We start from the raw sequence: 11638 nt of genomic DNA on the forward strand, positions 1-11638 counted from the left end.
GAAAGCTGCAAGAGGGCCCGCGGACACCTCCCGAGCCCTCGACGGGCGAGACGATCATGGTTTTCGACTTCGAACTGCGTTGTGCCATCACGGCCGAACTCGGCCTCATCCGAGACCTGGTGCGCCTGCACGGCCGCCACAGCGGGCTGCCCGGCCACCGGCTGGAGGAGCTGGTGCTGGCGGTGAACGAGGCCGTCACCAACGTGCTCGACCACGGCGGCGGGGCGGGCACCGTCACCGCGCGCAACACCGGCGGCCGGATCGTGGTGGAGGTGCTCGACGTCGCCGACCGGCTGACCCACGACCACCTGGCCGCGGCCGTGGTCGACCCGGCCGGGGCGCGGGGTTACGGCCTGTGGCTGATCCAGCACCTGTGCGACGGCGTCGAGCTCGAACGGACGGACTCGGGCTCGCTGCTGCGCCTGCACGTCCAGATGGCCCCCACCGCCTCCGGCCACGCGTCCCACCCCGACCAGCGGACGAACCGCCGGATGCAACGGGCCTGACCCGCGCACCCCCTCCTCCGCACCAGCTCCCGGGCACCCCCTCATGCGCGGGCCCTCCCGCGCACGCCCTCATGCGCGCCTCCTACCGCGCACGCCCTCCTGCGCGGGCGTGATCGCGAGGATAGTTTCGAAGCATGAGCGAACCAGGCACAGGCCCCGGCCCCATCACCCCTGACGGATCCCCTGTCGATTTCTACACCCTGCTCGGCCCCGGCGCGGACCCCGAGATCGTCGCCCAGGTCACCCCGCCCGGCGGGTCGGTCCTGGAGCTGGGCGCGGGCGTCGGACGGGTGACGCACCCGCTCGTCGACCGCGGCTTCCAGGTCGTGGCCGTGGACGAGTCACCCGAGATGCTCGCCCACATCCGCGGCGCCCGCACGGTGCACGCCCGCGTCCAGGAGCTACGGCTGGGCGAACGCTTCGACACGGTGGTGCTGGCCTCCCAGCTCGTCAACACCGCCCACGACCAGACGCGGCGCGAGCTGGTGGCCGCCTGCGCCCGGCACGTACGGCCCGGCGGCACCGTACTGATCCAGTGGATGCCCGCCGAGGCGCACGACCGGTGGCACGTGGGCATGGGACGCCAGGACGGCGACCTCACGATCACGATGGCTGCCGTGGAGGAGGTGTCCCCCGGCCTCTTCGAGGCGACCATGCGCTACACGCACGGCGAGGACCGGGTCTGGACGCAGTCGTTCACCTCCAGGCGGCTCACCGACGGCGAACTCGCCGCCGAGCTGGCCACCGAGGGCCTCCGGCTCGACCGCTTCCTCACGGAGGACCGCACCTGGCTGGCCGCCACCCCATCCTGACCACCCGCCTTTACGATGTAGATCTCATAATGGCGTCGATCTCCACGCATTTACTGGAAAATACTGGGACTGTTGGTACGCTCGCGCCATGAGTGACCGGCTGGACGATCTCGAGCGGCGGATCGACGAGCTGCGGGCCGGGGTACGCAAGGCGATGCGGGTCAGGGACGGCGCCACCGCCCGCGTCCTGCGCGCCGAGCTGCGCAGCGCCGAACGCGCCTGGGACGCCCTCGTGAGCGGCGAGCGGCAGCCCGGACCGGCGGCGGACCAGCCGCGCCTGGTCACCGTGCGCGAGCAGGTGCACCAAGGGCTGCGGCTGCTCGGGGCGACCGCCCAGCCCCGGCTGGTCGTGGCCGTCGGCGACGCGTTCTTCGGCGGCACCGTCCGCAGCGGCCAGCTCACCAGCCTGCGCAGGGACGAGGAGCGCTCGTTCCGGTCCTCGCCGTTCGGGCGGCCGTACTATCTGTGCGCCGCCCTGACCGACCGCCTGTCCCCCGCCCGCGGCCTGCTCACGCTCAGCACCTGGCCGCTGGAGCGGCGGGTGGTGGGCCCGCTCAGCCCTCGGGTCGACTTCCTGACCTGCGCCATCGCGGTGGCCGAGCACTGCGGGGAGCACTTCCCGGAGGAGCCGCAGGAGGATGAGGCGGACGACGGGCGGGCGACCCGCTTACTGGTCAGGATGGCCAGGAACATCCCGGGCGCCACAGACGGCGCGCTCGGCCCACCGGACCCCGTGCGGGTGGTCGAAGCGGCCCGCGCCGAGCTGCGCGTGCACGCCGATCGCGACACGCGGGATCGCGCCGAGCTGGCAGAACGCGCCGCCGCCCAGCTCGGTGAGGTCTCCCGGCTGTTCGGCGCCGCTACGCTGAGCACGATCAAGAAGGAGAACGCGAAGTGAGCGGCTTGAAGCGCGAGGGCGATCACGTGCACCGGCTGGAGGCGTTGCGGGGCGCCACCCCGCAGCAGCCGCACGACGCCCGCGCCATCGCGGCCCTGGCCGCGAACCCGGGCTGCACCCGCCGCGCCCTCATGGACGGCGCCGGCATCGACAAGGACGCCGCCGCCCGGCATCTGGGCTTCCCCGCGCCGTTCGGGCAGTCGCCGTTCGCGATCACGCGCGGCAACGTGTTCGAGGCGCTGGTCAAGGCCGACGGGTGCGCGGAGCTGCTGCGCATGCTGCGCGAGCTGCTCGGCCTGCCCGTCGCCGAGGTGTCCTACCACGACGTGGAGAACGTCGGCGCCCATCTGCGCCACGCGCACACCCGGGCGTTGATCGACCGGGCGGCCTCCGAGGGCCGCGACGCGGGCACCCTGTACGACCACCCGCTGCTCAGCATGGAGATCGCCGGGCACACCGCCTACCTGGAGCCCGACGTGGTGGCCTTCCAGCTCGGCGGGCGCTTCCACATCGTGGAGATCAAGTCGTTCGCGGTGATCGACGGCCAGGCCGACCCGTCGGCGGTGGCGGCGGCCGCCCGGCAGGCGGCGGTGTACGTGCTGGCCCTGCGCACGCTGCTGGAGGAGCTGGGCCACGACCCGGCGAAGGTCTCCCATGACGTGGTGCTGGTCTGCCCGGAGAACTTCGCCAACCGGCCGGTCGCCACCCTGGTGGACGTACGCAGGCAGCTCGCCGTCCTGCGCCGTCAGCTCACCCGGATGACCACGCTCGACCGGCTGCTCGAAGGGCTGCCCGACGACCTGAGCTTCGACCTGCGCCCCGACGACGACGGCCGGCCCACCAGGCCGGTGGCCGAGCTGGCCGACGCGCTGCACAGGACGACGGCCCGCTACGCGCCCGACTGCCTGTCCGCGTGCGACCTGTGCTTCTTCTGCCGCGACGAGGCCCGCCAGGAGGGCGCCTCCGACCTGCTCGGCCGGCAGGTGCGCGACGAGCTGGGCGGCGTCGCCTCGGTGGCCGAGGCGCTGGGCCTGGCCGACGGCACCCGCGACCCGGCCGAGGGCCAGGAGGAGATCGCCCGGCTGCTCCGCAACGCCGAACGCCTGCGCAGGGAGTGCCTGACGTGACCCCGCCGCCCACCGCCCGCCCGCCGCGGAGACGCCCGACATGAGCCTGCTGACCTCGCTCGCCCGGTTGCGCGCCCTCGACGAGGGGATCGCGCAGCCCGTCGCGACCGTCAGGCACTGCCACCTGTCCGACCGGCCCATGGTGTTCATCCCGCTGAAGCTGTCGGGCGAGTCCGCCGCGCCGCTGGCCGCGATGCTCGGCACCGACCGCGACCGGCCCCGGCTGCTCGTGGTGACCCAGCCGCGCAACCGCGACCTGCGCTTCGCCTGGGCCGCCGAGCTGGCCGGGGTGCTGCTGCCGTACGTCGAGTCGTTCCTCAACGACACCGAGACGGTGGAGCGCAGGAACGCCGACCCGTACGAGCGGGCACTCGACGCGCCGCAGATCGTGGTGCCGAACCTGACGGGCGTGGCCTTCACCCGGCTGCTGGGCCGCTCGACCCGGTTCCGGCGGTCCGACGGGCCCTACCCGGTGCCGGAGGCGGTGCCGCTGCTGGGGCGGTGGCTGACGTACCTCGGGGAGCGGGCGGCGTACCCGGGCTCGTCGCTCGTGCTGGCGGCGACCGAGGAGCTGGGCCGTCACTGGGCGAGCGGGCAGAGCTCGCTGGAGGACGCGAACCTGGCCGCGCTGCTCGGCTGGATCACCACCGGGCCCGGCGACGAGGCCGAGGACCCGCTGATCTGGCCGCCCGCCGGGCCCGCGACCGATCCCGGCTTCGACGCCGAGGTGCTCGCCCCGGCGATCGAGAGCGGGTCGGCCGAGCGCATCACGGAGGCGCTGCGTACGCAGGTGGAGCCGACCTGGCGGCTCATGTGGCAGGCGGTCGACCTGCTGGCCGCGCTGCCGGCGGGCCCGAGCGTGACGCAGCGCTGGGAGCAGGACCGCGGCTCGTTCAGCGGGATGGCGGTGCACCTCGCCGAGGGCGCCCCGCCGCAGCCGCGCCGCGACGGCGCGGTGACCGCCGCCGCCAAACTGGCCCGCATGGAACGCGCGCAGGCCGCCTACGACGTGCAGCGCGCCTATGACGACCCGCTGGTGATGGCCGAGTACCGCCTGACCGGCGAGGCGTTCGCGGGCGAGGTGGCCGAGACGGTGCCCGACCACACCGAGGGCGAGGGCCGCTCGCGCAAGCTGCGCCCGCTGGTGGTGATCAAGACCGACGACCCCGTACGCCTGCCGCCCGGCACGTCGCTCGGCACGCCGCAGCGCCGCGGCCAGGGCGCCGAGCTGGTGGAGGCGGGCGAGGGCCTGGTCACCGTCAAGATCACCAAGGGCATGGGCCGGGGCAAGGTCGCCGCGCCCGGCGCCGTGCCGGAGGTCGGCGAGCGGGTCTGCTACACGTCGCTGACCGACGACTTCCAGGGCTCGCCCGCGCTGCCCGAGGCCGAGGCCACGCCGTGGACGCACGGCGGCCCGCCGCACGACTACGTGCCCGACGACGAGGACGCCCAGGAGGAGTGGTCGTGACCGCCAGCCCGGAGCAGGCCGTTGGGCCGGAAGAGGTCATCAGGAGGGTGCTCGCCGACCTGCCCCGGCACCGGGGCGTGGTGGTCGACTCCCCGCCGGGAGCCGGAAAATCCACCCTCGTCGTACGGGCCGCCGCCCACCTCGCCGCCACCGGCGAGCCGCTGATGATCGTGGCCCAGACCAACGAGCAGGTCGACGACCTGGTGGCCAGGATCTGCGACAAGCACCCGCACCTGACCGTGGGCCGCCTGTCGGCGAGCGGGTACATCCCGCCGCTGCGCATGCTGGAGCTGCCCGGCGCGCGGGTCGGCACCCGGATCCAGGACCTGGGCGACCCGGACATCGTCATCGCCACGGCGGACAAGTGGGCGTGGATCGGCGACCGGGTGTGGCCGTGGGCGATCGTGGACGAGGCGTACCAGATGCGCTCGGACAAGCTGCTGCGCATCGCGGGGCTGTTCGAGCGGGCGCTGTTCGTGGGTGATCCCGGGCAGCTCGACCCGTTCTCGATCGTGGACGGCGACCGCTGGTCGGGGCTGTCGTGGGACCCGTTGCAGAGCGCGGTGTCGGTGCTGCTGCGGCACAATCCCGACCTGCCCGTGCACCGGCTGCCGGTGTCGTGGCGGCTGCCGGCCTCGGCGGCGCCGGTGGTGTCGCGGGCGTTCTACCCGTTCACCGGTTTCCGTTCGGGCACCGAGCACGGCGACCGGTGGCTCGAGCTGTCGACGGGCGGCATGGGCACCGTGCACGACCGGGCGCTGGAGGAGGCGGCCAGGTCGGGGTGGGCGCTGCTGGAGCTGCCGAACCGGCACACGGTGCGTACCGACGGGGAGGCCGTGCAGGCGGTGGCGCTGCTGGCGGAACGGCTGTTGCAGCGCGGCGCGCTGGCCGGGTCGGAGCAGGGCGAACGGCCGGTGACGGCCGACCGCATCGCGGTCGGGGCCGCGCACCGCGACCAGGTGGCCGCCATCCGGGCCGCGGGCCTGCCACCGGAGATCACCGTGGACACCGCGAACCGGCTCCAGGGCCGCGAGTACGACGTCACGATCGTGCTGCACCCCCTGTCGGGCCGCCGCGACGCCACCGCCTTCCACCTGGAGTCGGGACGGCTGTGCGTGCTGGCCTCGCGGCACCGGCACGCGTGCGTGGTGGTGGCCAGAGCGGGCATCGCCGAGCTGCTGGACGCCCACCCGTCGGCCGAGCCGGTGCAGCTCGGGGTGCCGGTGAAGTTCCCGGACGGGTGGGAGGCCAACCAGTCGGTGCTGGAGCACCTGGCCCGGCACCGGGTGTAGGGGCCCGTACGGGTGGCTCAGAGGCGGCGACGCCAGACGTCGATGGCCATGACCGGGCGCATGCCCGCCGACTCGTACAGGCCGAGGGCCGGGGTGGTGTTGTTGGAGTCGACGTGCAGGATCGTGCCCCTGCGCCCGCGGGCGGCGTCCGCGGCGAACGCGTGCCGCAGCAGGAACCGGCCGAGCCCTCGCCCCCGGAGCTCGGGCAGCACCGCGAGCGTGGCCACGTAGCCGCAGTTCTCGTCGGGCACGAACTGGTTGCTGCCGATCAGCACCGCGGCCGGGCGGCCGTCGAGCCGGGCGAGCGTGAGCTGGCTCCAGTCGGTCACGGACATCGCCTGGCGGCGCTCGTACCACTGGTCGTAGGTGACGCGGACGAAGCCGAAGTGCTCGGCGAAGCCCTCCTGGTGCACCTGGTGGGCCGCGCGCCGCACCTCCTCGCTCTCCCCCGTGTACAGGACGACGCCGGGCGGCGCGGGCGGCGGCTCGACGGGGCCGTCGTGGTCGATGCGCATGCGGTGGAAGCTGGTGCCCGGCTCGAATCCCAGCTCCTTCACCCCGGCCTGTTTGTCCTGGTCGACGCGGTAGACGCCGATGTGCAGGGTGACGGCGTCGTAGCCGTGCTCGGCGCGGATCTCGGCGGCGCGGCCGAGCGCGGCCCGCCACAGCTCGTCCGCCAGGCCGCCGGTCACTCCGGGGCGGACGATCACCTCCACGTCGATCAGGTCGCTGGGGCCGTTGCGGAAGACCCAGGCCCAGCCGTCGAGCCGTCCGTCGGGGCCGTGGGCCAGCCAGCCGTCCCTGCCGAGATCGAAGCCCGGCTCGACCAGGTCGTCGGCGATGTCGTCGAACGTCGAGTCCGGGGCTCCGATGACGGAGGTGTCGTACGCGGCGACGAGTTCGTGGATGGAGGCGGCGTCTTCCACGCGAGGCCGGCTGATGGTGTGCATGGGGAGGATTGTCCACAAACATCCCCCTTGACGCCTCTCATTTTCTCCTGGTCAGCCTGCTACCGGCCAGTGCCGATCCGGTCGGCGATGCGTCTGGCCGCGGGGCGGCGAACGTTAGAATGAGCGTGAGGCGTACTTACCTGCCGTCAAGTCGAAAAGGTGCGAAGTGCGGGAAGACACGCGAACCCGGATCCAGGAGATCGCGCTGAGGCTCTTCACCGAGCAGGGCTACGAGGCGACCTCCCTGCGGGAGATCGCCGAGGAGCTCGGGGTGACGAAGGCGGCACTCTATTACCACTTCAAGACCAAGGACGACATCGTGGCCAGCCTGGTCGAGACGCGCCTGGCCGAGCTGGAGGAGCTGCTCGACTGGCTCAGGAGCCGCCCCAGGACCCCGGAGACGCGGCGCGAGCTGATCGAACGCTACGCCGCGGGCCTCCGCGCCACCCGGCATCTCGGGATCGCCGGTTTCCTGGAGCGCAACCAGACCGCGCTGCGCGGCCACCCGACGCTGACCAAGATGCGCGAGCGGATGATGGAGCTCACGGCCGAGATGAGCCCGGCCGACGCCACGCCCACCGAGCGCGTCAGTCACGCATTGGCCCTGTTCGCCCTGCACACCGGCAAATGGCTGGTCAAGGAGGGCGAACTCACCGACGAGGAGATCCATCAGGCGACTCTGAAGGTGGCCCGGCGCCTGCTGGAGCCGTAGCGGGGCGCGATTTCCGGCGAGAGCCCGCCGATACCGGCGATTGGGGCCGCGGATTCGGGGCAGGAACCACGCACCCATCCGGAGAGGGAGGAGACAGAGCAGAAAGGAGGCGCAGTGGAGGCTACGATGGCGCTCCGACTGCCCAGGGACGCGGCGAGCGTCCCGCTGATCAGGCAGATGCTGGACGGCACGCTGCGGTCGCTCGGCGTCGACCCCCAGGTCCGCGACGACATAGAGCTGATGCTCACCGAGGCGTGCGCCAACGTGATCAAGCACGCCGAGCCCAGCGACAACTACACGGTCAGCGCGTCCGTCCACGATCACCTGTGCGTCATCAAGGTCGTCGACGCCGGGAACGGCTTCGACGCGCGCAAGGTGCTCGACCCCGAGCCGGAGGCCGATCACGGGCGCGGGATACAGATCATGCGGGCGCTGGCCGACGACATCCGCTTCACCAACAGGCGCGAACACGGAGCGGTGGTCTGCCTGGAAAAACACCTCCGGTACACGCCGGGGGCCGCCGGGCAGTACCTCATGGCCACCTGAGGCGTCAGGTTCTCGTGTGACTCTCCACCGGCCGTCGGCGCGGGCGGGCGCGGTGGGGGTCGCCGCCCCGGCCGCGTTCCCCGGGACGGGCGCCGCCGAGCACGAAGTGGCGGCGTACCCGGGGCACGCTGCCGCTCAGCTCCGCCCGCCGCCGCTCGGGCACCGCCTCCCCGCTCAGCTTCAGCTCCAGCCCCTGCCGCCCCTCCTCCGGGCGCTCTCCAGAAGACATCCCCCGCGACGTCCCCTGCGACGGCCGCTGTGACGGCCGCTGTGACGCCCCTTGAGACGCCTTTGGAACAACCGGCCGCTGGGTCGCCGAGTGGGCTGTCGAGCGGGCCTGCCCGGCCAGTCGTCTCCACAGGGTCCGCCAGCGCGTCAGAGAGGCGGCCAGCCCCAGCAGCGCGAGCAAAGCGACGACCGCGACCAGCAACACGGCCAGGACCACGAGGACGAGGACGACCATCAGGGTCCCGATGGCGCCGAGCAGTGTCATCATTCGGCGGAGAATGCCCGCCCACCAGCAATTTATGCCAACAAATGGGGATAGATCGAGCTTACTATGACCCGCCGTTGAGCTGGTCGAGCCGTCCCGGCAGCATGTCGAGCCTGCGCAGGATCACGCCCTCGCGCAGCGCCCACGGGCACACGTCGAGCCTGCTCACCTCGAACAGGTCCATGGCCGCGTCGGCGACCAGCGCCCCGGCCGCGAGCTGCGCCGCACGCCCCTCGGACACGCCGGAGAGCTCGGCCCGCTCGGCGGCGTCCATCGTGGTGAGCTTGACCGCCCAGTCGGCCATGTCCTGGCGCGACAGCGACCGCGCGACGTAGGGGCCCTCGCTGGACGGCGCCGCCCCGGCGATCCTGGCCAACTGCTTGAAGGTCTTGGAGGTGGCCACCGCCCGGTTGACCTGGCCGTATCTGGCGACGTCGCCGACCGTGCGGGCGATCTCGGCGCGTACGTGCCTGCGCAGCCTGCGTACCTCGTCGGGCGAGGGCGGGTCGCCGGTGAACCAGTCGCGCGTCAGCCGCCCCGCGCCCAGCGGCAGCGACACGGCCGCATCGGGCTCCTCGTCGAACCCAGCGGCGATCTCCAGCGAGCCGCCGCCGATGTCGAAGGCCAGCAGCCGCCCCGACGACCAGCCGAACCACCGCCGCACGGCCAGGAACGTCAGCCTGGCCTCGTCACGCCCGGACAGAACCGCGATGTGCACGCCGCAGCGCGCGTCGATCTCCCTGAGCACCTGCTCGCCGTTGGCCGCCTCGCGCACGGCCGAGGTGGCGAAGGCGAGCAACTCCTCCACCCCCTTGTCCTCGGCGAGGCGCACGGCCTCCTCGACGAAGCTGCCGAGCCGCTCGACACCCTGCTTGCCGAGCTTCTTGTCCTTGTCGAGGTGCTCGGTGAGGCGCAGGTCGACCTTGTGGGAGTAGGCAGGCATGGGCCGGGCGCCGCGATGGGCGTCGACGACCAGTAAATGGACAGTGTTCGAACCGATGTCCAGCACGCCGAGTCGCATGGGGAAACGCTACCGGTCAGCGGGTATCACGGCGAAACCGAGCCGCACGTGGTGGGGCGAGGCAGGCATGGAATCCTCCAACGTGACAGAAGAAATGACTGAGCGTTCACACAGGAGGGGCCTGACAGGGACGCCGGGGCGGACCACCCGGTGTGCGGCCGTGGCCCGGGACGACCGCGTGATCGTGGGCATGTTCCAGGCACTACCCTTCCTTGGTGTCATGACACGTTGGGGGGATCTTTGAGCGCTTGCTGTGGCCCGAGCAGAGATGCCGCCGCCGGGCCGATCACCGGGCCGACCACCACACCGATCGCTGCACCGATCACTGGGCCGATCACTGCACCGATCACTGGGGCCGTTCCCGGGCGGCGGGCGGTGGTGCCGCGCGGGATGGTGCGCATCCCCGGCGGGACGTTCCTCATGGGCGGCGACGACCCCGACGGGCACCAGGAGGACGGCGAGGGGCCCGTGCGGGAGGTGCGGCTCGACCCGTTCATGATCGATCCGGCGTGCGTGACGAACGCGCAGTTCGCCACGTTCGTCAAGGAGACCGGCTACGTGACCGAGGCCGAGCGGATCGGCTGGTCGTTCGTGTTCCACCAGTTCGCCACCGGCGGGGTGATGGACGCCGGCGTGCCGGGGGCGTCCTGGTGGGCGGGCGTCGAGGGGGCCACGTGGCGCTCGCCCGAGGGCCCCGGCTCCACGATCGGCGACCGGCAGAACCACCCCGTCGTCCACGTCTCCTGGAACGACGCCACCGCGTACGCCGCCTGGGCGGGCAAGCGCCTGCCCACGGAGGCGGAGTGGGAGATGGCGGCCAGGGGCGGCCTGGAGCGCAAGCGCTACCCCTGGGGCGACGACCTGGCCCCCAAGGGCCGCCGGAGGTGCAACATCTGGGAGGGCCACTTCCCGACCGCGCCGAGCAAGGGGACGATGCCGGTCAAGTCGTTCCAGCCCAACGACTACGGCCTCTACAACGTCGCAGGCAACGTGTGGGAGTGGACCGCCGACTGGTGGGGCACGCGGTGGGAGCCGTACGCCGACAACCCCACGGGCCCGGCGCAGGGCACGGCGAAGGTGATCAGGGGCGGCTCGTACATGTGCCACGACTCCTACTGCAACCGCTACCGCGTGGCGGCGCGCACCTCGAACACGCCCGACTCCGCCACCGGGCACACGGGCTTCCGCTGTGCGGCCCTACGCTGATCGCATGTCACGAACCCTGCGACTGTTGATCACCGGCGGCGGCACCGGTGGTCACACCTATCCGGCCCTGACGACCCTGACGGCCGTCCGGCGACGGCAGGTGCCGCACGACGTGCTCTGGGTGGGCACCGCCAACGGCCTGGAGGCGCGGATCACCGCCGAGCACGGCATCCCCTTCAAGGCCATCACCACCGGCAAGCTACGCCGCCGCCCCAACCTCAAAGAGCTGGGCACCAACATCGCCGACGTGTTCCGCATCCCCGTCGGAGTCCTCCAAGCGGTCGGGCACGCCGCCCGCTACCTGCCCGACGTGGTGCTGTCCACAGGAGGCTACGTCGCGGTGCCCATCGGCGTGGCCGCCAAACTCATCCGCCGCCCCCTGGTCATGCACGAACAGACCACCGTCGTAGGCCTGGCCAACCGCATCCTGGCCCGCCTGGCCACCCGCATCGCCCTCTCCCACGAGTCCTCCCTGCAATACCTGCCCGCCTCCGCCCGGCCCAAGGCCGTCGTCACCGGCAACCCCATCCGCCCCGAACTGCTGCAAGGCAACCGCGCAGCCGCCTACGACCTGTTCGGACTCACCTTCGAAGTACCCCTCATCTAC

At 72.4% G+C, this 11638-nt stretch carries 13 protein-coding genes; 10 read left to right on the forward strand and 3 right to left on the reverse strand.

Annotated elements, in window-relative coordinates:
* Positions 1–56: 56 nt before the first annotated feature.
* The 6 genes from ABD844_RS37525 (at position 57) to ABD844_RS37550 (ending at position 6103) form a co-directional block, all read left to right on the forward strand.
* The gene (locus tag ABD844_RS37525) at positions 57–506 is read left to right on the forward strand and encodes an ATP-binding protein (RefSeq protein WP_344888961.1); all 450 of its coding nucleotides are present in this window, start codon (positions 57–59) and stop codon (positions 504–506) included.
* Positions 507–640: 134 nt separating this feature from the next.
* A complete protein-coding gene (locus ABD844_RS37530; RefSeq protein ID WP_344888964.1) occupies positions 641–1318 on the forward strand; it encodes a class I SAM-dependent methyltransferase in 678 nt (225 codons plus the stop codon).
* Between the two features lie 88 nt (positions 1319–1406).
* A complete protein-coding gene (locus ABD844_RS37535; RefSeq protein WP_344888967.1) occupies positions 1407–2216 on the forward strand; it encodes a hypothetical protein in 810 nt (269 codons plus the stop codon).
* Positions 2213–3343, forward strand: coding sequence for a hypothetical protein (locus ABD844_RS37540; RefSeq protein ID WP_344888970.1), 1131 nt, complete (start codon positions 2213–2215; stop codon positions 3341–3343). The genes ABD844_RS37535 and ABD844_RS37540 overlap by 4 nt, the downstream gene beginning before the upstream one ends.
* A 40-nt stretch (positions 3344–3383) precedes the next feature.
* On the forward strand, positions 3384–4811 hold the full coding sequence (locus ABD844_RS37545; RefSeq protein ID WP_344888973.1) for a hypothetical protein: 1428 nt from the start codon (positions 3384–3386) through the stop codon (positions 4809–4811).
* Positions 4808–6103: an AAA family ATPase gene (locus ABD844_RS37550; protein ID WP_344888976.1), complete on the forward strand. Its 1296-nt coding sequence runs from the start codon at positions 4808–4810 to the stop codon at positions 6101–6103. The genes ABD844_RS37545 and ABD844_RS37550 overlap by 4 nt, the downstream gene beginning before the upstream one ends.
* A 17-nt stretch (positions 6104–6120) precedes the next feature.
* Here ABD844_RS37550 and ABD844_RS37555 read toward each other — a convergent pair whose 3' ends face one another.
* Positions 6121–7053 (reverse strand): GNAT family N-acetyltransferase, encoded by a 933-nt coding sequence (locus tag ABD844_RS37555; protein WP_344888979.1) that lies wholly within the window; start codon positions 7051–7053, stop codon positions 6121–6123.
* A gap of 166 nt (positions 7054–7219) precedes the next feature.
* On the opposite strand from ABD844_RS37555, the gene ABD844_RS37560 reads away from it, so the two are divergent.
* Positions 7220–7765 carry a TetR/AcrR family transcriptional regulator gene (locus tag ABD844_RS37560; RefSeq protein ID WP_344888982.1) on the forward strand — a complete coding sequence of 182 codons (546 nt, stop codon included), beginning with the start codon at positions 7220–7222 and terminating at the stop codon, positions 7763–7765.
* A 126-nt stretch (positions 7766–7891) separates the two neighbouring features.
* Positions 7892–8311 (forward strand): ATP-binding protein, encoded by a 420-nt coding sequence (locus ABD844_RS37565; protein ID WP_344888985.1) that lies wholly within the window; start codon positions 7892–7894, stop codon positions 8309–8311.
* A gap of 4 nt (positions 8312–8315) precedes the next feature.
* Here the strand turns inward: ABD844_RS37565 and ABD844_RS37570 are convergent, their stop codons facing one another.
* Together ABD844_RS37570 and ABD844_RS37575 are read right to left on the reverse strand one after the other, a co-directional pair.
* On the reverse strand, positions 8316–8807 hold the full coding sequence (locus ABD844_RS37570) for a hypothetical protein (protein WP_344888988.1): 492 nt from the start codon (positions 8805–8807) through the stop codon (positions 8316–8318).
* Between the two features lie 61 nt (positions 8808–8868).
* Positions 8869–9825 carry a Ppx/GppA family phosphatase gene (locus ABD844_RS37575; protein ID WP_344888991.1) on the reverse strand — a complete coding sequence of 319 codons (957 nt, stop codon included), beginning with the start codon at positions 9823–9825 and terminating at the stop codon, positions 8869–8871.
* A 390-nt stretch (positions 9826–10215) separates the two neighbouring features.
* Here ABD844_RS37575 and ABD844_RS37580 point away from each other — a divergent pair, with 390 nt between their 5' ends.
* A complete protein-coding gene (locus tag ABD844_RS37580) occupies positions 10216–11031 on the forward strand; it encodes a formylglycine-generating enzyme family protein (RefSeq protein WP_344888994.1) in 816 nt (271 codons plus the stop codon).
* Between the two features lie 4 nt (positions 11032–11035).
* Positions 11036–11638: UDP-N-acetylglucosamine--N-acetylmuramyl-(pentapeptide) pyrophosphoryl-undecaprenol N-acetylglucosamine transferase (locus ABD844_RS37585; protein ID WP_344879367.1), on the forward strand; the 603-nt coding region annotated here is incomplete at its 3' end.

The sequence above is a fragment of the Nonomuraea antimicrobica genome (assembly GCF_039536965.1).
Lineage (GTDB): Bacteria > Actinomycetota > Actinomycetes > Streptosporangiales > Streptosporangiaceae > Nonomuraea > Nonomuraea antimicrobica.